Consider the following 21,619-nt stretch of genomic DNA (forward strand, 5'->3'; position numbering starts at 1 on the left):
CTCCAGAGAGCCTCTAAGTTGTGTTTGTTAACTGTCAGCGCCAACTAAACTACAAAAGAGTTTCCACTAAAAAAGCGAACCAATTGGTTCGCCTTTGCCAGTAAGTACATTGTGTCACTAAGTTATGCTGCTATCTCATTTAGCTCGTAGTTACCTTCGTAGTTTTTCATTTCTTCCAGGACTTCATCTGCGGAAACAAAGAAGAACTCTTTCCTACCATTAACAAGGTTTACTCTTTGTTCGGCAAACCTTGTGTGCAAGAATCGCTCAAATGTTGGTGCATCTTCAGTAAATGCGAATGCGTGGACATCAAATAGTTCTGGTACTGAAGCATCACCTAGCTCTTTTACTCGGTCATTTGGGTCTGCACGTCGTGTCATTCCTATCTTGACGATGCTATCGCCAAACGACAATTTATTTGATATCACATACACATACCCAGCTCTTGTTTGCTGAGCTAGAGAAACTGCTCTTTTCTCTTTTTCACGAAGCTTTTCCAGTTCTTGCTTATGCAATTCATACAAAGCCTTTTGCTCTGAACTGCTGGACTCAAGTTTACTAAGTTCTTCAGCAACCAAGCGCTCCATAACTTGTCGTTCTTTCTCTGCTTTCTCCGCAGCAGCTTTTATTCGTTTTTCCTCACGTTCAGCTTCTCTTTGAATCTGAAGCTCTTGGCGTTCTTCATCCTTGAGTTCTTGCTTGAGCTGGGCGATCTCGTAACTCAACCTTAGTTCCTTAATTTTCAGCTGCAAATATTCATTTTTTAGGTGTGTTTTAACTAAGTCTGCTGAAGAATTAATCTCCTGAAAGGTTTTTTGAGTGCGCTCTATAAGTCGGTTGATATTGTTCCAATCGACCAAGGCTGAAGCCGCTTTAAACTCGTTATCTAGGCATCGTAATCTTAATTTGATTTCTCTGTTAAACAGCTTTTTAGCCTCTGACTTTTTACCATTAACAGCGACGTTTTTGCCCATAGAGCAGATACATGCCCGTTTATCGCTAACGAGTTGTTTTATTGCCAACTTAGTCTCAGAGTATCTGCTCTCAAGACTTACTAGGTCACGTGACTGGGATAGGTTGGTGTAAGATATTGAGTCAGTCGTGCCGACACCAAGGTAGTAATGAGAGAGTTGTTTTTCACCTTCTTTCAGGAGGAACAGCTCTTTTTTATAACTCTCTTGTAGAGCTTGGTAGTTCTTTGCAATATCTGAGAGTAGTTGCTCTTTCTCAGTTACTGGGGCATAAACTTTCTCAATATCTTCATCTTGCAGTTGTAGTTCTTTCAGTGAAGAACGAGATCTTATTAATAAAATCAGTGAGAGCACAGTAAACGCAGCTAAGGCGATAGTAACGAACATAGACACTCCTTAAATTGACTGTGGTAACTGGTTAGAAGCGGAAGCTGTTTCCACTGTTTCTCGTTTGCGAGCTTCTCTGATTAGGTGGCTCTCACGATATTCTTTGGCTTCTACGTCGAAGTACCAATCGCATTCAACACCAAGTTCTTCCATTGCTGTTGCAACTTCTTGAGGAGTCACTCTGAAGAACTCTTTGCGATGATTTTCAATGTTCACCCGTGCCTTATTAAACTTGCGGTGAAGCTCTTTCTCTATTTTCGGCGCATTCTCTACAAAGGTTAAGGCATGCACATCAAATTTGAATGGTACACTGGCATCACCTAGCTCGTTGACTCGATCCATAGGCTCTAATCGGCGCGTCATTCCGATTTTCAAGACACCTTCCCCAAAGCTACCGATGTTAGAGATTACATATATATAACCAGCTTTCGTAATTTGAGCTTGAGAGGTTGCGCGTTCAAACTTACTTTCTAGCTTGTCGATCTCTTTTTGCATTTTGGCGATCTTTTCTTCCATACCTAGAGCATCGGTACCGTGAAGTTCTTTCGCGAGTTTTTGTGCTTTCACAAGATCTGATTTTTTATAGTAAATCTCGTCTTCCAGCTCGTCCGTATCACCTCCAGTTTGCTTAGCCTGTTTAGCTTGCTCTCGCAGGAGTGCTTGTTGTTTCTTCTTTTCTTGTTTAATTTTCTCTTTGTGAAGCATCTCTTTATGCCAGATGGAGAGTTCTTCTACCTTTAAATTGAAGTATTCTTCTGAAATGGCGACGTTTGCTGTTTCACCGAGCTTCTCCAATTGTTGTTCTAATCTGTCTAGTTTATTTAAGGCGGTGTCGAAGCTCGAGTGGCGCATTTTCTTTCGAATCATATCGAACTCAGCATTAAATGCTTTGAGAAGAAGGCGTCGGTATGAAGTGACCATCTGCGCTCCTTTTGCTTTACTACCAAACCAATCCCAGTCTGAATAGGCACTTGTAGCTCGACCCGATTCAATAACCTGATACTGATGTTCAATGCAAGTGGCAATTTTATCTTTTAGTGACTGGCTGTCATCAAACTTGTAAGCGGGTGGAAAGAGGCCGACGTTAATGTATTTCATTTGCTCTTTGTTTTTAGTTGCTTCATCTTTAAGCCTTGAGTAGATAGGCCTTCCATACTCAATTTTTGTTTCAACGTCGCTAATTTGATTATTCAAATCTTGAACCAATTCCTCGACGGACTTTTCAGCTAGAGCTTTCTGCTTTTTATCAATATCTTTCAGAAGACTTTTATGCTTTTTCTTTGTAGAGCGAGTGGATAACAAGAAGGTAAGCGTCAGCAATGCTAGTACGATCCATACTAACTGGTAGGATTCAGCAGTTTCAGGCATTGATATTCCTTTTGTAAATGTTAAAGCGTGCAAATGCAATGATACCCATTGCATAATTATGGTTAATCATACTTTATATTATGAGAAGGATCTAAGGAACCTGTATGTGGCTCATTGTACAGGTTTAGGTCGGAAGGGAATTGTGCTTACGTTTTCATTTGGAAGCCTAGCAAAGCGTAAAAGTTGTTTATTCTCTAGGAAGTTGCACTAGCTTGGCTTTGATCATTCTTTCATCTGACTTCAACCAGTCCTCAACGAACACCTCAAACAGCGGGTCATCAATCAAGTCACAAGGTTTGGCGGTTACGTATTTATGACTTCGCGCTTCTGCTGAGACTAATCTCTCGTAACCTTCTAAGTCGCCGTTATCTAGGTACTTGGAAACTAATGCTGGTGGAGCAACAGCTCGCTCCACCAATACCGATTTCTCGGAGATCATCCAAAGTAGAATATCAGTGTCGTCTCGACCTTCTCGCATGTGGCTAAGATTGTTTTTGAGATTATCTATAAGATTTAAATGCTCATCGAACTGAAAGGACGGGTAGTACCTCCAGCCGTTCACATTGATACAAAGAGCGTCGTGCTGCTCTTCGGGTAATTCCTCATGAGAAATGAGTTCTAGGCCGTTGAGAAGCGAGACAATAGCTTTTAATCGCTTAGTTTCGAGCTTTTTCATCAGAACTCCTCACAGCGATCATTGCGTTGATCATCATACGGTTAATTTTCGTCGGTTGAGTCTTGGTCATTTTCCAATTTGTTACATTCAGCGATAACTTCTCGGTGACGTCTTTGTTTTCTTCTTTTTCTGCTTCAATACGCCTCATGTCTGAAAACCACACAAGCCATTCATTCAATGTTATAGATTTGCTCTCAACAGCGATTTGATTAAATGTGAGCATGTAATCACAGAACATGTTGAACACTTTCGCTTCATCGTCTCTTCTTAAGAGTGATGCAGGGCTAGCTGTGACATAGTTACGACTTTGCTCAAACAACTTTTCGGCTTTCATGTATTGTTTCATGCGTGCCTTGAGGAAAACTGGGCGCCTAGCAGGTACTTTGTAATCCCAAATTTGATAAGTTCTTTCAGTAAAGAACCACTTAACTGAGTTTTCTTGTTTGATGATCTTAATCAGGTTAAGGCGCGGTGCTAGGTAAGGATGAATGTCTCCATTTTCATCAAACTGCTCTCTCGGATAGAGCCTTGTATTATTAAGAGTCACAAACATCGCGATGTCATGTAAGTGAGGTTTGACTTCGTGTGCTTCGAAAATTTGTTTGAATGTACCGAGAAATTTCATAGTAATTGTTCCTAATTTTTGGATTTTGAGACGATTTCTTCTGCTTGCCCAATCGAAAGGGGGAGGCGTTTTCTGTTTTTGATTAATGAGTGTTGTGAGTCCACCTGTCTTTCGACGTCTGACACCGAAGTTGCCTTCTTTACGTGTTGCTTAATTTGTTTAGCCAGCTTTTTATCTGCCAGATTCCAATCAATAGATTGATGGTACTTAGCAGGCTCTCGTTTTGGTAAGTGCTGGTTTAGCCAGTCCTTGTCATATCGAAATAGCCACATGTAGCAACTGCTTGAATGTTTAATCTCTGTCCGAGTTAATGTTGGATTCTGGGAAATGATCTTCTGGAGTGTTTGACGATATTGATGTCGTTTTTGGCAGAACCAGAGTCGTTTTCTCCATGCGGATAATCCTGACATCGCATTTATTTGCTGTTCTACAGTACCAACGCTAACACCGCATAATTTGGCGATATCTCGTCTATGAATCCCGCGAAAAGCGAGTCTCAATATTTGGTCGACTAATGCATCGTTGAGTCTTTTAAATCGATGCTTGATTGTGACCCCATTGCGTTGCGCCATGGCTGCCAGAAAGCCAACCGAACATCCTGTCGCCTTGGCGACAGAACGAAGCGAGTTTCCTGAGGCCAACTCGGATAGACAGACACGAGGCTTATGAGATTCCCGACTACAATAGTTCGAGACCTGAGAAGTTTGTCGAAAGTAACACTTGGCGTTCTTCGCAAAGAAAGCACCAACCAATGCATGCTGTATGTAATGGTTGTAGTGCTCGTTTAGGAGAAGGCACCTTAAGAAATTGAATTTATATAGCTTCGAAGGCAGTAGCTTTGCACCAGTAAATAGAGGAGCCCAAAAGTCTTGTAGACGATTGACGGCTTCTGATTGCCTGATCTGTCCTTTCGGAGTTAACAAATGGGTCTTAATCATCCAAGATGAGTGAGAGGGTGTAGCAATATGCTCGTATCGACGTTCGCATTCATAGCGATGCCAACTACTGATGAATTGCGATAACCTCAACGCTCGTTCTAAACAAAGATCAGAACCATGGAAACATCTATCGTAAGGTGTTGGTGGTAGTTCGATGCGTTTGTTAAGGCCATCGGCATCTGTCGGTGCATATTGCAGCCAACAAGCATGCTTTGGACAAACGAACATACCGCAATACTGATGTACGGTACGCCAAATACCATGCCCCCATTTCAATGTGTCTTCCTCAAGGCATTGCGGACAGAACTTTAGTGCGCTGCTAAACCTTAACCGAGAAGAAGTAGTACGTGATAAGACCGCGATGTGACTGCCATCATTGCTCAACAGGTGCAATCTAAGTCTTGCTTTGCTTTTGTTATCTTGAAGGCAAGCGCCGACAACAGGGAAACAAGTACTGTTAAACAACAACCTTTCCGCATCTATTGAAGTCTGTTTGGCAACTTGTTCGAGCATGCAAGGAAGCTGGGGGTTAATGCGAACATCTGTGCGCCCTAGAAGAGCTCGGTTTTTTTCGCGTAGCGAGCGTCTTGGTGAGGCTGCGTGGTGTCGCGCAACAAGGCTATAAAAGGCTTCACCAGCTATTTCGTGCAGGTACATAGGTCTATAACTGTCCTGTAGCAACCAGCATGAGAATGTAGATCAGTGGTGGACTAAATCTGTTTGTTGAAGTCGATAAAAATAATCGTGTAGTCCTCATAGTGGGAGAAATTATGTGATCATTTACCATCCTCGTGTTCGAGAAGTACTGCTCCAGAGAGCCTTTCCCTAGAGTCACGAAAATCTCTTTGTACCAATCGCCACAAGCTTTCTTAAAAGCCAACGTTTCAGTTTGCTCTAGCGTAAATCCGATGTGTGCCAACGTATTTTGTTGCACTGATTCAAGGCATAGGGTGAGCGTTTGATCATTTAACGCCAACATAAGCTGTTCAACTTTTAGCATTGTTTCATCATAATACGCTCCCTGACTTGTCATGCTGGAACCACAGCTCGGACAGATTAATGCTGGGGTTTGCATTCGACTAAGATTCTTTACAGTGTAAGTGCATGAAGAACAGCTATTAATGAGCCTCGTTCCGTGTTTGTAGCAGTGAAAAACACCCTGTAGTTGGTGCTGTTGGTGAAAATATGAAATACCAACAGTATCTAAGTCTTCAGAAATACAGTCTTTGCAATAACGCCAAAAACGATTATGTACCGTTTGGGATTGTGTGAAGTCGATGTCATATGGCTTTCCTTTCAAAAACAATGGTAGCTCGCGTTTCTCTCGCTCGTTGAGGAAAGACTCGATGACGTTACCGTGCATATGCATTTGCCAAATCGAACGATTGTCATCATTAAGAATATTCATCAGTATGGCGTCTAGGTCAGACATGACTGTAACTGGCGACGCACTGAAATTAGCCAGCCCTACACGTTTTGCTGAAGTAGCAAAAGTGCCAAAAGGGGACATAGTATGAACTCGGCTAAGGAAGCTTCTTAGGTGTTCGTTCGGTAGCAGGTTCAAGATGTTATTCATACTTTCTAGCCTGCGCTAATAAGGCTTCAGGAGTTAAGCTCTCTAGCATTTCTTGGTCTTTCTCAGTAAGGTTTACGGCAGAACTAGAGCTTCTAGGGGATTGCTTACAGACTTGGTTGCCGTCAATATTTGAGCCACTTTCTGAAAACAAATCTTGTTGAACCGAGTGCAATTGAGATAAAGGATTGCAATCCTCATATTTATAAAACTGACCACGCTTTAGTGCCGTTAATGCCCCCGAGACCAAGAGAAATTGCTCTTTGAATACATGGTCTAGAGCAGCCATGCTTAGGTCTTGATTGTTTGGTGTTAGATAAGTCAGATAAGACAATGTGGCCTTTATTAGGCTGCTCGCGATAGCAGGGATCCCTGCTGATAAGTAGTGAACATGGCGCGTTAGAGTATCAATGTCAGTTGTCTGATTCTTAAGTAATTGTGTCGGGCACATTTGCTTAATGAAGCGTTTCCAAAACGAGCTTTCAACATCACATTGCTCTAAGATTAGCGACCCTGTCTTTCCAATTCGCCTAGCGGCCGTCATCTCTTTAGAAAACAGATTGAGTGTTGATAGTGTCCCGACGAGTAATAGTGGTACACCAACCTTGTTAAACAACTCTTCCACGAACTTTAGTGTGGCGTTCTCGTTGTTACCGACTTTCTCGTACTGTCTAGTTTCAGATAGGTTCTGAGCTTCATCTAGAACAATAATCCCAACACCATGGATGAGTAGCGCCTTACGAACCGCAATCATGAGCGCCGTAACTGTGCTTTTCTGATGTGACTCATAATAATTCTCACCAGTTACCAAATCGATGGACTCAAGAATCCTCCAGAGTAGTGCACGCTGCCCGCGAGCTGTTGGGATATCGATCTTAAGCCAGACAATCTGTTCGTAGATGAACCTTTGTCCTTGGTACTCTTGATGTGAAATGACTTGAGGAATGGCAGACAAGATGCTCTCTACCATCGCTGACTTTCCGCGACCTGATAGACCTGCTACCAAAAAACTCTGCTGATTTGCTGTTTGCTTTAGAGTGCGCTCTTGCCCTTCAGGTATTTCAAGAGAGTCGGCAAATTGCAATTGTTTAATATCGCCATACACCAAAGGGTTGCGATAGATATAGCCTCGCTCAATCATGCGAAATACGGTGTCATAAAGGCGTGGGGCTTCATCCTGAACAACATAGCACTCAGATAGGTTATCAATGAATGTTCTGGTGTAGTAACCATGATGCTCAGTAGGGAGCGAACTAACATCAATCACCATGTCAGGAGATAGTGTTGTTGCCTGGATAAATTGTTTAGGTAGCAATGGCATTCCAAGCGCTTCAATCAGAGGGTTTTTTGCCATCTGAGAGTTAGGGTGAGGTATATAATTAGCTATCATCTTGTTCATCATCAAAGTCAAAAAAATCAGGTGTTTCCAAGTGTTGGGTACTCTTTTTAGCAGTGGATCTAGCGTTATCCTCGGAACTTAACGTTGCTGCTATTTGTTCAGATTGTTTGCTGCGTTCAATAGAAGAGACGATACTCTTTCGTTCTTTGATACCTGTCTGGATAGACTTTGCTGACGATGTTTTTAAGAATCGAGCGTCAGCTTTTGCTTGTTTATCGATTTCATCCAGTTTGTTTAAGAACTCAATTTTGTTAGCGAATGAATGTTCTTCATGAAGGCTTTGTTTTTGTTTGGTTAATTCGATTTCATGAAGGGTCGATTGCCAAATTTGATTACGATATGCTTCAGAGCGGTCAGTGAGTTCTAAAGTAATTAGCTCATTAGATTCAGGGTCTTTACACCAAATAAAGTTCGTTGAATTTTGGTCGTATCGAACCTCTACTGTGTATCGGCCAAAGTTACGAGCTTTGTCTAACCACTGTTTATGAATGATTTTGTTAGCGCTGTAATACAGCCCCTTAAAGTAAACGCCCTCCATTCTCACAGTCGCTTTGTCAGCAGGTAGCAATGCGAAACGAAGCCGCTCTTCAGATATCTGAGCTGGCGGTATCATCATTTCTTCTAGCCCGTAGAGATATAAGTCTCTAGGAGAGAAACCAACATCATCACGAGACATCTCGAAGTTATGGTTGTTCTTCCTAAGGCGGTTGTTATTGGTATAAATGATTGTCCTTACGAGCTTTTCCATGAATGCCTCGAAGGACATCGACGCTTTTCTAGAAGCGTGTTGCTCTTCCTTGCTGGGTACTTTCATGACTTGACCAGGCACAAATCGAACAGCATTTTGATGAAAAATATCAAATGCTTTCTCTACAGTTCCTTTACAATCTCCGCGATGATACGGAGCGAAACTGGCGATTGATAAGCCAATTTCACCCTTAAGCATGCTTTCAATGTTACGGTCTGTATACTCGGAACCTCGATCCATGACTAACTGTGAGCAGACATGGTGGCACGGCCATTCGTTTTCAGTAATTTCAACGCCATAGCGTTTAGCAAACTGGACTTTGTTGGTAAAAGCATTGAAAAGGGCTTGTGATGCTCCCGTCCAATCTGGGCCGTGAAAACAAGCATGAGTGCCAACAAACATACCAGACCACGTATCTACAACTAGATAGATCACAGGGCGTCCCGTGGCTAACTGATTGGTTTTGTCGTAGGGGTAGCGTATGTATTGATCAACGACTGTTGCATCTATTTCATAGCGGCTTGTGGGGCCACGAACACCCTGTCGAGCGAGGCCCGCACGGCCTCGGAAGTCTTTTTGAAAATTGGTCGTGCCGACAGCCTTCCTTATCAATTCAAGTTGATCTACGTTTTGCTTAAAATGATATTTAAATGCATTTCGTGAAATGAGTTTGGCCCTTGGAACAGGCAAAGCTATCTCATGTGCTTCTTCAATCATTGGTTTAACACGTGCATACATGAACTTACGTGTAAACTGATCGTAAAGGTCACTCAGCCTAGCTTTGCCACCGTTTGGAATGGTTTTAGCAAATCGTCGAATATGTTTAATGTCTTGCTGAGTGACTCCACGATAAGGACTTCCATATCTGGTTTTCGGGCCACTTTTGCCTAACTCAGGGTCTTGGTCAAATGACGGTGCTTCAGGTAAAGACTGGTTCGTTCCGCAATTTCTCCACAGAGGGAGTAGAGCATTGACATGAGAACCGTAATACCAGTAACGATTTAAAATTTTTGCTACATAACTGCGGCTGCGACCTGATGTTTCTATCAATCGATGTAAGATTGAACAGCTATCGATAAAAAGATAGTTGTAACGTAGTTCGTCGTTATCGATTAACGGGGCAATAATGTTGAAGCTGCTATCTCTGCGTTGTAACCACTTTCTGCGCTTCTTATCCTTCAGTAACTCTTCGTCCGACATGTATAGGTAAGGGCTAAAGGAATGCTCTAGCACTTTCCATTTGCCCAGTTCTATTTGGCTCAACGTATCACTTAGCATAATCGTATGAGGCCTTTTAGGTCGTTCAACATTGAGCTGAGTGACAGCAATCAGGTCGAGGTCTTGGCAAATATCTACGATAAGATATTCAAGCCCTTTTTTGTCATCGACCAATTTTTGGTTAATTCTCATCGTGTTGCGTAATCATCATTACAGGGCGAAAAACTTCTATGCGCTCATTCAGGTCAACGTCTAGTTGACCTGAATACGCAAGATGTTGAAAGATCTCCAATGCAGCAAGTTCGGTTACATCGTGTACTAATGATGCGTGATTCAAATGCTGCTTTAGAGTCTTCTCTGGGGCGTTTATAAGGCTCTTGGTTAGAGTGTTTAACATCCCTTCGCACAGTGGGCCTTCGATTTGACTCTCGCGTATATGATGGTAGGTCTCTCTAAGCCATTGAAGGTTGTATGTTTTGTTGGGGTTTAAGTCTTCATCTGTTATTTGCGTTAGATGATGGTTATAACGCCCCCAGTACATCTCTTCAATTTTGAACTTTTGTTGGGTTCGTGTGACTTTTTGGGGAGACTCAAATTCAGTACTTAGAGCTGAGCTCGGTTTATAGTTATACGGCTGAATGCCAAGCTGGTCTCTCGTCGCATCATACAAGGTGACAACGAAATCCGTGGTCATGGTTGCAGCAGGAATATCTTTACCATCCCTTTCTTTGTATTTAGCAGGGTGCCGATAATTCAGATGTTTAGCCCACTTGAGAGTTTCATTTATCGGTAAGGGGTATTGTTCTTGTATATCCAAGACTTCAGGATCGTGCTCAAGATGAAGGAATAGAGCAAGCTCACCTAAGCTGAATAAGTGATGGCAGCGTTTCGTCTTGTGACTGAAAACAATATGAGATAGACCGACACTATTTGAACGGCGAACTGTAATATATGGCTCGTACTCGCCATTCTTAATCTTCTTTAAGTGTTTTTCTAATTTTCTGAGCTCATAGTTTGTTATGTATGGTTGCTTAACTATTTTCATATGCCTAATCCTCACTTACTAATATATTGTTAGCAGCCTTTCTAGGGTTTGTCTAACTGGTGTTGTGTCTAAGTTGCTGTAAATAAAGGATTTATTATAACTTATATAATTAGCTTAGAGCTTAGGGAGCTGAATTAGAATAGCTTGTAATTCAATGTGATATTTGAAGGGATACATGGAATTTGCAGTTTTTCATTAGGCTTATTTATTATTCCTTATATAAATCGATATAGAATCTAATTCCTTTATATTTCATTGCTTTAAGAACGGGTTGTTCACAGATCGTACACTTGGAATCCTGACTCAAAAAAAACTGATAAAACATGCAAATTTATTGGTCTGGTTGCTTATTTTCGACAGAGTTAGATATCTTTTTTAAAGAGGCTAATATTACAAACATGTGATGATTAGTTAGGCTTGGTTATGGTTAGCGCAGAAAGATTCATCAGTATGGCATGGGAACTAGAGCTCACCACCTGCTCATTGATAACTGACCAAACACCAGACGGTTACTTGGATGTGTGTAGAGACCAAGCTAAGAGTAGAGGTATAGATGTCTTTAATCTGAACTTTAATGAGTATGAATCCCCCCTAGCTGCTTTCGCAGCAGAAGAGAACCGAGAATTGGTTGCTACTTTGGAAGATTGTAGACGCAAGACACTTGTCATTTTTGAAGGAGCTGACGCGCTGGCACCTTTGGAGTGTAATGAGACGTTTTGGCTAAGATCTTTAGTGAACAATAGCAATGTTATTGGGCTTGTTGTTGTCTTCTTGGTTACGAATGAGGGGAAGGTAAGGTTGTTTCAGGATAGTGAGGGTGCATTCTATCGAGATTGTGTACGTTTAAACTAGATAACAACCCAATATGACTTACTTTTAATCATTTAGTTTGAAGCCTTTAGTTTGAAGCCTTGGACATTTTTCACATAGCCAGAATTGCTAAGTGTAAACAAAGCTTATTGAAGTTTGACTACATGCAAATATTCATCAGAACTCATATGTTATCATGGAGAAATAACGACAAATTAGGTAGTTGGCAGAATGAGTTATAATGAGTTTGTTGGCACGGCTGAGATAACAGATCAAGGCATACGTAAACATTTTACTAAATGGAAGAAAGTTCCTTTACAGTCGGTTATTGAATTAGTCGCAAACGGTTTTGATGCTAATGCTAAAACTGTCCATGTAGACATAGAATACAGTGAAATGGATGGCTTGGTGTCGGTATCGGTACTCGATGATGGCACTGGTATTGATATTGGCTCCTGTGATGAACACTTTTCTAGGTTTTACGAATCTTCCAAAAAAGACGATGATGATTTACAAGGAGCCCATGGTCGTGGACGTTTAGCGTTTCATCTTCTATGCAATGATGCTATTTGGTTTACCAAAAGAAGTGAGGGCAAGAACGCTAAGATCTCAATTCAAAACGGAACTTTAAGAGAGTTTAGAGCAGCAGAGTTGACAGAAAGAGAGCAGATTGCGGCGTTACAAAACTCTGAACATGGGACTTATGTTCAACTCTCTAACTTCACGACCAATTTGCCTACAATAGATGTTATTACCGCTAAGCTTCAGTGTGAGTTTGGCTGGCGATTAGCCCTCAATAAGAACAGAAAGTTATATCTCAATGGTGAGGAAGTTGAAGTCCCTGATAATCAATTGGTTAAGAAAAAATTCCAGATAGAGGATGAGTCTTTTGACGTTTCTTTTGTCCGCTGGTTTGATAAACCAGGTGTTGAGAAATCGTACAATTACTTAGTCAATTCTGATGGAAGAGTTGTATTTAGGCAGCTTAGCAGCTTTAACAAGAAAACTGATTTCTATTTAAGTACATACACATCCTCTAAATGGATTCGCACTTTTGATAAGTATTCTAGTAGTCTGAACTTTACCAATGAGCCTTTAGCTAACCCTAATAGCCCAATCTATAAGGAGCTTTTAAAAAGAATTTATCAGGTTAGTTCAGAGATCTATGAGCAGTTTCAGATAGAACAGGTTGAAATGCAGATAGCCCTATATGAAAACAAGGGCTTCTTTCCAGAGCATAGTAACCTCTCTGATGACGAACGAGCTTGGCGTCGAAAAAACATTAAAAGCGTTGTTCGAGAGATCTACGTAGCTGACCCAACTCTTTTTAGAAACTTAAAACCTAAACAAGCGAAAATCCTCATAGCTTTGTTAGATAAAGTTCTAGTTTCAAATGAAAATGATGATCTTCTGGATGTTTTAGAGTGTGTTCTAGGACTTGAGGGTGAAAAGCTAAGTACCTTGTCTAACCAGCTCTCGAAAACATCTTTGGAGAATGTGATTGCCACCATAGAAGTGCTTCAAAAACGTGATATGGCGGTTTATAAATTGAGAGAGTTGATGGTTAGGCATTATAAGGAAGTGCTTGAAACACCTGATTTGCAACAGATCATCGAAAAGAACACGTGGTTGTTCGGAAATCAATATTCATTAATTGGAGCCGAAGAGGCAGATTTTCAGAAAATAGCAGTAGAGTTGAGAAACCACGTTAAGGGAATTAATACTCTAGATGAGGAAGATTTCGAACACAAAGACCTTGAAGAAGGACTCAATGTTGAAGGTGTGAGGCGACAAGTAGACTTATTTCTTGCCCGTAAAATGATGGCATTCGACTCCTCCAATCGTCCTTATTTTAAATGCACGATCATTGAAATTAAAAAGCCTAGCGTAGCTCTGAATCGAAAGCATTTAAATCAGATAAAGGACTACGCAAGGATCATTGCTCAACATGTCGGTTTCTCAGACCAAAAGATGAAGTTTGAGTTGATTCTTGTGGGAAGAAAAATATCAGATAGTGATTACGACATCCCTTCTGCACTTGAAACCGCTGAAGAGAAAAATGAACCAGGGCTAGTATTTAGCCAAGATAAGGGGCGGATTAAAGGGTTTGTAAAAACGTGGGCAACTATTTTCGATGAGTTTGAATTATCGAACCACTATTTGCTGGAAAAACTCAAGCTAAAGAGAGATTCCCTAGAAGGCGAAACGTCAGTCTCGTTAGTCTCAACTCTTCAAGAGGAAGAATCCTGAGAATGAGCATGTGAGTGTTGAATAGTATGTATAATTTTCGATATATATTTGGCTTAAAGCTAATATTATCAGCAACTTAATGTAGTCTAAAGATGTTAAAACCAATTATAAAAGAAGATGGTGTAACCACCAGAGAACGATATTTAGCAAAGCTAACTTCATCCAAGTTCTTTGGGCTATGGTCTTATCCAAATGTTTATACAGATGAAGGGTTGTCTAAAAATGGGCAGGGTAAAGAGCTTTGTGACTTGTTAGTCGTCTCAGGCGATACTGCAATAATCTTTTCTGATAAAGACATTAAATTTAGTGTTGAGAAAGGGGAAGACGTTGCTTGGAAGCGTTGGTTTAAAAAAGCTGTGACCAAGTCTGCACAGCAGCTATATGGGGCGGAAAAGTGGCTATTGCAACATTCGACTAGGGTTTTCTTGGACAAACAGTGTACTAGCAAGTTCCCTTTAGAGCTAAGTTCTATAAAAAAAATACATTTAATTGCTGTTACGTGTAATACAGCTAGCTACATAAAGCGAAGTTTTAACAGTCGCAGTGGGTCTCTGATTCAACAGTATCATATGGATATTCATAAGTGCATGGAACAACCTTTTCATATAGGAGATTTATATCCTGATAAAAGATTTATTCATGTGTTAGATGAAGTAAGTCTTGATATTGTGCTGACTGAAATTGATACGATTACTGATTTCATACACTACTTAGATGAAAAAGTACGTGTAATCAGGAACAAGGAGCTATCTTGGGCAACTGGAGAAGAGGAAATAGTATGTGCGTACTTACGAAATCGTTATTCTTCGCAAGAAAACAATTTGGGGAAAATAGCACCACCAGTAGAGAGTGACAAAAAATTAGGAATGGCTTTATGTGATGGATTATGGGATGAGTTTAAGAGCTCGGATATCTATTCCGTTACCAAAAGCTACTTTAAACAAGGCAGCACACTGGATACTTTGTTAGAGCGTTTTTCTTCGCATATTCTTGAGGGTAATGTCGGTATTGCAGCAGACAAGCCTTTTAGCACACATGAACAAGCTGTTAGAGAGCTAGCTTTAGAACCTCGTATGTCTAGAGCAAAGTTATCACATGCTTTTTCAGATAAATTGATGGAAGTACCTCAGGACAAGAGAAGCTCTAGGCTAATTCGGTCAGATTATTTTGAAAAAAAATTATACGTTTTCCTGTTTTTGCCTAGAGATGATGAACAAAGTGATATTGAGTATAGAGATGAAAGGCAGCAGTTCAGTAACGCGTATGCTCTAGTAGCTAAACTAATACACCCTCACATCACTAAGGTTGTATTAATTGCTACTGATACATATGGCACAGTTAGAACATCTGAAGATATTTATTGTTTTAACTTCGATAGACCATTGGAAACGGAAGAAAAAATACTAGCTCGAAAGCTTCAAAAAGAAGAGGGGATTCTTAAAAAGGCAAAGACTGGATTCAACAGACCTAACTGGCTTAAGGCAATAAAGAAAAGCACACGCAAAGATAGCTCTAAGAACTACAAGAATGTAAAACCAAAGCGTAATGAACCTTGTGCATGTGGTTCAGGTAAGAAATACAAAAAGTGCTGTATGCCAGCTTGAAAAACATAAGGCGAATCAAGAACAAGAAAGGCGAACCATTTGGTTCGCCTTTTGTTATTCAAGTTAGTTTCCAACTTAGTTATCGGTTTCCAACTCGGTTATCACAGTTTCCAACTTGGTTATCTGTGATCAGTATACGAAATTAGTCTTCGTAGTTCTCGATGCTTGGGCAAGAACAGATTAGGTTACGGTCACCGTATACGTTGTCTACACGGTTTACAGTAGGCCAGTATTTCGCGTTCTTAGAAGCTTGAGATGGGAAGCAGCCTAGCTCGCGAGAGTATGGGCGGTCCCATGTTTCGCTTGATAAGTCCACTTGTGTATGTGGTGCATTCACTAATGGGTTGTTATCTAGTGGCCATTCCCCGTTCTTAACTGCTGTCATTTCGTTACGGATAGCGATCATTGCTTCACAGAAACGATCCAGCTCTTCAAGGTCTTCAGACTCAGTAGGCTCAACCATCAGCGTGCCAGCAACAGGGAACGACATAGTAGGCGCGTGGAAACCGTAGTCCATTAGGCGCTTAGCGATGTCTTCTTCACTAATACCTGTTTCTTCTTTAAGTGGACGAATATCAATAATACATTCGTGCGCAACGCGGCCGTTAGTACCACGGTAAAGAACAGGGTAGTGAGGACGCAGTTTTTCCATCACGTAGTTAGCGTTCAGGATTGCAACTTTAGTCGCTTCAGTCAGACCTGGTTCACCCATCATAGCGATATAAGCCCAAGAGATAGGTAGGATAGAAGCACTACCTAGATCCGCTGCTGATACCGCGTAGTCAGAACCTTGTACGCCATTTTCGATGTGACCCGGCAGGAAAGGCGCTAGGTGAGATTTAACACCAATTGGACCCATACCTGGACCGCCACCACCGTGTGGGATACAGAATGTTTTGTGTAGGTTCAAGTGAGATACGTCAGAACCGATGAAGCCAGGTGAAGTTAGACCTACTTGAGCATTCATGTTTGCGCCGTCTAGGTAAACCTGACCACCCGCTGCGTGTACTTGTTCACACACTTCCTTCACTTGCTCTTCGTAAACGCCGTGCGTAGAAGGATAAGTGATCATGATGCTTGATAGGTTGTCTTTGTGCTTCTCGATCTTCGCAGCTAGGTCAGTCATGTCGATGTTGCCATCTTCATCACACTTAACAACCACTACCTTCATAGAAACCATAGATGCCGTCGCAGGGTTAGTACCGTGCGCAGAGCTTGGGATCAGACAAACGTTACGGTGACCTTCACCGCGGCTTGCATGGTAACGTTGAATCGCGATTAGACCCGCGTATTCACCTGAAGCACCAGAGTTAGGCTGTAGAGAGAAATCGTCGTAGCCAGTGATTTCACATAGCTTCTCTTTCAGATCTTTTGCTAGTGCAGTGTAACCGGCTGCTTGCTCTAGAGGCGCGAATGGGTGAATTGAACCAAACTCAGGCCATGTTACTGGAATCATCTCAGCAGCAGCGTTCAGCTTCATTGTACAGCTGCCCAGTGGGATCATGCCGTGCGTTAGTGAGAAGTCTTTGTTCTCAAGCTGTTTTAGGTAACGCATCATCTGCGTTTCGCTGTGGTGCGTGTTGAATACTGGATGCGTTAGGTACTCAGATTCACGACGGCAGTTTTCTGGAATTGCAGCAAACTCATTAGCAGCAATGTCAGTAGAAAGTGCGTTGATGTCTTCTTTCACGTCGAAGATAGCGAATAAAGCGCTGATATCATCGATCGTTGTTGTTTCATCTAGGCTGATACCGATTTTACCTGGAAGTAGACGCAGGTTGATGTCTGCAGCTTGAGCACGTGCGTACAGTGCTTCGGTCTTCTCTTCAGAGTTGATTGTGATGGTATCGAAGAAGCTGTTGTTTGTTAGCTCGTAACCAGACTTAGTTAGACCAGCAGCTAGAATCGCTGTCATATGGTGAGTACGACGAGCAATAGTACGTAGGCCTTCTGCACCGTGGTAAACCGCGTAGAATGAAGCCATGTTTGCCAGAAGGGCTTGAGCAGTACAGATGTTTGATGTTGCTTTCTCGCGGCGGATGTGTTGCTCACGAGTTTGCATCGCCATACGCAGCGCTTGGTTGCCGTTGGTATCGATAGAAACACCGATCACACGGCCTGGCATTGTACGCTTGTGCTTATCGCGCGTTGCCATGAATGCAGCGTGTGGACCGCCGTAACCCATAGGAACACCAAAGCGTTGTGCGCTGCCGATTACTACGTCTGCACCCATTTCGCCGGCAGGCTTAAGTAGAGCAGAAGCCAGTAGGTCAGTCGCTACTGTAACTAGGGTTTTGTTTGCTTGCGCTTTAGCAATGATGTCTGTTAGGTCGCGAACTTCACCAGTTGTACCTGGGTATTGTATAAGCGCACCAAATACGTCTTGTTCAGGAAGTGTTTCTAGTGCGCCAACCATAACTTCGAAGCCAATGTACTCAGCACGAGTTTTTACAACTTCTAGTGTTTGTGGGTGAACATCGTCAGCAACGAAGAACACTTTGCTCTTGCTCTTACCCGCACGCTTACACAGAGTCATAGCTTCACCAGCCGCTGTCGCTTCATCAAGAAGAGACGCGTTCGCGATTTCCATGCCTGTTAGGTCCATGACCATTTGTTGGTAATTAAGCAGTGCTTCAAGGCGACCTTGAGAAATTTCTGGTTGGTAAGGCGTGTAAGCTGTGTACCAGCCTGGGTTTTCTAAAACGTTACGTAGAATAACGTTTGGCGTGAATGTGTTGTAGTAGCCTTGGCCAATGAAAGTGCGCTTAACTTGGTTTAGGTTAGCGATCTCTTTAAGCGAGCTCAGCATATCCATTTCGCTCAGTGGTGCAGCAAGCGTCATTGGTTTTTCTAGGCGAATTTGCGCAGGAACCGTTTCGTCGATCAGTGCATCAAGGCTAGATGAGTTGATCGCGTCCAGCATTTTTTGCTGGTCTGCTTTATTTGGACCGTTGTGGCGTGCAACGAACTCGTTTTGAGTACCCAAATCTTTAAGTAATTGGCTTTGAAGTAATTCAGTCATGATATCGTTCTACTTTCTCTATATAGGGACCGTGAGCAAGCCCCTAAAATTAAGCTGCTCCAAAGAGCAGCTTCATCGTATACGGGTTACCTAATTAATCTTCGTCGATTGAGTTTAGGTATTCTTCTGCATCTTTTAGGTTGTCTAGTTCAGACGCGTCAGCCATCTTCACTTTTACAATCCAACCACCTTCATAAGGTTCTTCGTTGATTAGCTCTGGGCTATCTTCTAGTTCTTCGTTGATTTCAACGATTTCACCAGTGATAGGCGCGTAGATGTCAGATGCTGCTTTTACAGACTCTACAAGAGAGAAGCTTTCACCAGCTTCAATTTCGTCTTCTGTTTCTGGTAGGTCAACGAATACAACGTCACCTAGCATCTCTTGAGCGTGCTCAGAAATACCGATAGTTACAGTACCGTCACCGTTGTCTTTAACCCACTCGTGGCTGTCTGCAAACTTAAGTGTATTGTCCATTGCTTGTTCTCCAAAAATTTATGAGGTGTTAATTTAAAAAATAAAAAGTGTTCTATTAACGGTAAAGCGGGAAGCGTTTGCACAATTCTTTAACTTGCTTGCGTACGCGTTGCTCAACTTCAGCGTTACCTTCAGGGCTTTCTACAAGGCCATCTAGTACATCGCCGATCCACTCACCGATGAGTTTGAATTCTTCAGCACCAAAACCACGACTGGTTCCAGCAGGTGTTCCTAAACGAATACCAGAAGTAATCATAGGCTTCTCTGTATCGAATGGGATACCGTTTTTGTTACATGTGATCCCTGCACGCTCTAATGCTTCTTCAGTTACGTTACCTTTCAAACCTTTAGGACGAAGGTCAACCAGCATTAGGTGTGTGTCTGTTCCGCCAGTCACAATGTCACAACCGCGAGTTTGCAACACTTCAGCAAGAACTTTTGCGTTGTTGATCACTGAATCGATATAAGTATTAAATTCTGGACCTAGAGCCTCACCAAACGCGACAGCTTTAGCAGCAATAACGTGCATTAGTGGACCACCTTGAAGACCTGGGAATACCGCAGAGTTGATCTTCTTGTTGATGTCTTCGTGGTTCGTCAGAATCATACCGCCACGTGGGCCACGCAGTGTTTTATGCGTTGTTGTTGTTACAACGTGAGCGTGAGGAAGTGGGCTAGGGTGTGCACCTGTCGCGATTAGACCAGCGATGTGTGCCATGTCGACCATGAGCAGCGCACCAACCTCGTCTGCGATTTCGCGGAACTTAGCAAAGTCGATAGTGCGTGGGATTGCGCTACCGCCAGCAATGATCATTTTTGGTTTGTGCTCAACAGCTAGTTCACGTACTGCATCGTAATCGATTTCTAGTGTGTCGCGGTTTACACCGTATTGAACGGCGTTAAACCATTTACCAGAAAGAGCAGGGCGTGCGCCGTGAGTTAAGTGGCCGCCTGCATCAAGAGACATGCCTAGAATAGTGTCACCTGGCTGTAGAAGCGCCAGTTTTACAGCGCCGTTAGCTTGTGCGCCTGAGTGAGGTTGAACGTTAGCGTATTCACAGTTAAACAGTTTTTTAGCACGCTCAATCGCGATCGCTTCTACTGTATCTACGTGTTCACAACCGCCGTAGTAGCGACGACCAGGGTAACCTTCAGCGTATTTGTTAGTAAGGCAAGTGCCTTGTGCTTGCATAACTGCTTTAGAAACAATGTTCTCAGAAGCAATTAGTTCGATCTGTTCGTTTTGACGTGCGTTTTCAGCCTGGATTCCAGCGAATACTGCGTCGTCAGTTGCCGATAGGTTAGTAGAGAAAAAACTGTCTAAGCTATGGTTTTGGTATGCGTTGTTCATTGTCGAGACCTTTCAATTAACTAATGGATATTGTTTTTATGTGTCCATTAGGTCTTGCGTTGGTTTCTGCATTGTAATCGTTTGCGTCAATATGGCACAAAAGCCTTAAATATTGATTGCAAGCGACCAAACGTAGGGTCAATGCAGTGCGAAATTGGTTCCCCTAAAAGTGGGGTAAAAACAGCTGCTTTAAATGTTAAATCTGTCATTTAATGCAAGCTGAAGTAGCATCTCTTCATCTAACAAGTCGATAACATAACGCCGTTAAATTCAATTTTCAATAAAAATTTCCAATAGGAAACAGATTTTCTTGTTTTGCTACTGGGAGCACGCTTTATTTTCTTGCGTGGTCTTTAATCAACAAAGCGCTTCGTGCAACAATGAATTCTATAGACAGGATGCAGAAATAATACGAGGGACCTATGTCAGAAGACATTTATGATGAGTACCCATCTTTGACTTTGGCAAAAGAGACGCCAGATCAGAATATTGAGCCATTAAGACTAGGGCAGCGCATAAAAGATATCCGCAGTAAGTTGGGTATTACATTAGAAGAAGCGAGTCAGAGAACCGGCCTTGCGCGCTCTACGCTCAGCAAGATCGAAAATGAGCAGATATCTCCGACCTTCCAAGCGATGCAAAAGCTAGCGATGGGCTTACAAATAGATATGCCGCAACTCTTTGAGCCACCAAGAAAAAAAGTTGCTACAGGCCGTCGTGATTTAACTAAGGCAGGGCAGGGTAAACCCCACCCAACTCCTACTTATGAACATGAGCTTCTGGCAACGGAATTATCGAATAAAAAGATGATGCCGTTCAAGAGCCGAGTAAGAGCAAGAGCCTTTGAAGAATATAACGACTGGGTACGTCATGATGGTGAAGAGTTCCTGATGGTGATCTCAGGCGACATCATGTTCTATTCAGAATTCTATGAGCCTATTCCAATGAGTGAAGGAGACAGCATGTACTATGATGCAAATATGGGTCACATGCTTATCTCTACCAGTACAGAAGATGCGTTGATTCTGTGGGTGACTGCAAAATAAATGTAAAGTTTTTAAATTTCTTATAGTGAAAGCAAACGTTTGCTTTTGTTGTAAACGTCTTTTAATTAGCGTGATATAGATGGTAAAAGCATCAATATCACGCTTTTTTGTGC

General features: G+C 42.1%; 16 protein-coding genes. 4 read left to right on the plus strand and 12 right to left on the minus strand.

The genetic code is table 11. The features are described 5' to 3' along the window. Positions 1 to 122 precede the first annotated feature (122 nt). From L1D60_RS04505 to L1D60_RS04545, 9 genes are all read right to left on the minus strand, one after another. Complete coding sequence (locus L1D60_RS04505) at positions 123 to 1,358, minus strand: GIY-YIG nuclease family protein (protein WP_009696741.1); 1,236 nt, start codon at positions 1,356 to 1,358, stop codon at positions 123 to 125. A 9-nt stretch (positions 1,359 to 1,367) separates the two neighbouring features. After that, positions 1,368 to 2,726, minus strand: coding sequence for a DUF4041 domain-containing protein (locus L1D60_RS04510; protein ID WP_239839926.1), 1,359 nt, complete (start codon positions 2,724 to 2,726; stop codon positions 1,368 to 1,370). 187 nt (positions 2,727 to 2,913) lie between these two features. Then, a complete protein-coding gene (locus tag L1D60_RS04515) occupies positions 2,914 to 3,402 on the minus strand; it encodes a hypothetical protein (RefSeq protein ID WP_239839927.1) in 489 nt (162 codons plus the stop codon). After that, positions 3,383 to 4,027, minus strand: a complete 645-nt coding sequence (locus L1D60_RS04520; protein ID WP_239839928.1) for a hypothetical protein — start codon at positions 4,025 to 4,027, stop codon at positions 3,383 to 3,385. The genes L1D60_RS04515 and L1D60_RS04520 overlap by 20 nt, the downstream gene beginning before the upstream one ends. A gap of 11 nt (positions 4,028 to 4,038) precedes the next feature. Then, positions 4,039 to 5,622 (minus strand): TnsD family Tn7-like transposition protein, encoded by a 1,584-nt coding sequence (locus L1D60_RS04525; protein WP_239839929.1) that lies wholly within the window; start codon positions 5,620 to 5,622, stop codon positions 4,039 to 4,041. Between the two features lie 4 nt (positions 5,623 to 5,626). Further along, entirely contained in the window at positions 5,627 to 6,541 is a 915-nt protein-coding gene (locus L1D60_RS04530; RefSeq protein ID WP_239839930.1) for a TniQ family protein, read from the minus strand. Beyond that, on the minus strand, positions 6,534 to 7,928 hold the full coding sequence (locus tag L1D60_RS04535) for an ATP-binding protein (RefSeq protein WP_239839931.1): 1,395 nt from the start codon (positions 7,926 to 7,928) through the stop codon (positions 6,534 to 6,536). Before L1D60_RS04535 ends, L1D60_RS04530 begins: the two co-directional genes overlap by 8 nt. Continuing rightward, on the minus strand, positions 7,918 to 10,095 hold the full coding sequence (locus L1D60_RS04540; protein ID WP_239839932.1) for a Mu transposase C-terminal domain-containing protein: 2,178 nt from the start codon (positions 10,093 to 10,095) through the stop codon (positions 7,918 to 7,920). Before L1D60_RS04540 ends, L1D60_RS04535 begins: the two co-directional genes overlap by 11 nt. Continuing rightward, positions 10,085 to 10,948, minus strand: coding sequence for a TnsA endonuclease N-terminal domain-containing protein (locus L1D60_RS04545; protein ID WP_239839933.1), 864 nt, complete (start codon positions 10,946 to 10,948; stop codon positions 10,085 to 10,087). Before L1D60_RS04545 ends, L1D60_RS04540 begins: the two co-directional genes overlap by 11 nt. 450 nt (positions 10,949 to 11,398) lie before the next feature. On the opposite strand from L1D60_RS04545, the gene L1D60_RS04550 reads away from it, so the two are divergent. The 3 genes from L1D60_RS04550 to L1D60_RS04560 all read left to right on the plus strand — a co-directional run bounded on the left by L1D60_RS04550 (position 11,399) and on the right by L1D60_RS04560 (position 15,612). Beyond that, positions 11,399 to 11,800 (plus strand): hypothetical protein, encoded by a 402-nt coding sequence (locus tag L1D60_RS04550; protein WP_239839934.1) that lies wholly within the window; start codon positions 11,399 to 11,401, stop codon positions 11,798 to 11,800. A gap of 189 nt (positions 11,801 to 11,989) precedes the next feature. Then, positions 11,990 to 14,008 (plus strand): ATP-binding protein, encoded by a 2,019-nt coding sequence (locus L1D60_RS04555; protein ID WP_239839935.1) that lies wholly within the window; start codon positions 11,990 to 11,992, stop codon positions 14,006 to 14,008. A 92-nt stretch (positions 14,009 to 14,100) separates the two neighbouring features. Continuing rightward, positions 14,101 to 15,612: an SEC-C metal-binding domain-containing protein gene (locus L1D60_RS04560; RefSeq protein WP_239839936.1), complete on the plus strand. Its 1,512-nt coding sequence runs from the start codon at positions 14,101 to 14,103 to the stop codon at positions 15,610 to 15,612. Positions 15,613 to 15,754: 142 nt separating this feature from the next. Here the strand turns inward: L1D60_RS04560 and gcvP are convergent, their stop codons facing one another. The 3 genes from gcvP to L1D60_RS04575 all read right to left on the minus strand — a co-directional run bounded on the left by gcvP (position 15,755) and on the right by L1D60_RS04575 (position 20,460). Then, entirely contained in the window at positions 15,755 to 18,634 is a 2,880-nt protein-coding gene (gene gcvP / locus L1D60_RS04565) for an aminomethyl-transferring glycine dehydrogenase (protein ID WP_239839937.1), read from the minus strand. A gap of 94 nt (positions 18,635 to 18,728) precedes the next feature. Further along, entirely contained in the window at positions 18,729 to 19,109 is a 381-nt protein-coding gene (gene gcvH / locus L1D60_RS04570) for a glycine cleavage system protein GcvH (RefSeq protein ID WP_239839938.1), read from the minus strand. A 55-nt stretch (positions 19,110 to 19,164) separates the two neighbouring features. Next, positions 19,165 to 20,460: a serine hydroxymethyltransferase gene (locus tag L1D60_RS04575; RefSeq protein WP_239839939.1), complete on the minus strand. Its 1,296-nt coding sequence runs from the start codon at positions 20,458 to 20,460 to the stop codon at positions 19,165 to 19,167. 422 nt (positions 20,461 to 20,882) lie between these two features. On the opposite strand from L1D60_RS04575, the gene L1D60_RS04580 reads away from it, so the two are divergent. Next, positions 20,883 to 21,506, plus strand: a complete 624-nt coding sequence (locus L1D60_RS04580) for an XRE family transcriptional regulator (protein WP_032552608.1) — start codon at positions 20,883 to 20,885, stop codon at positions 21,504 to 21,506. The last annotated feature ends 113 nt before the right edge of the window (positions 21,507 to 21,619 follow it).

Source organism: Vibrio sp. Isolate30, from assembly GCF_022397975.1.
Lineage (GTDB): Bacteria > Pseudomonadota > Gammaproteobacteria > Enterobacterales > Vibrionaceae > Vibrio > Vibrio fortis.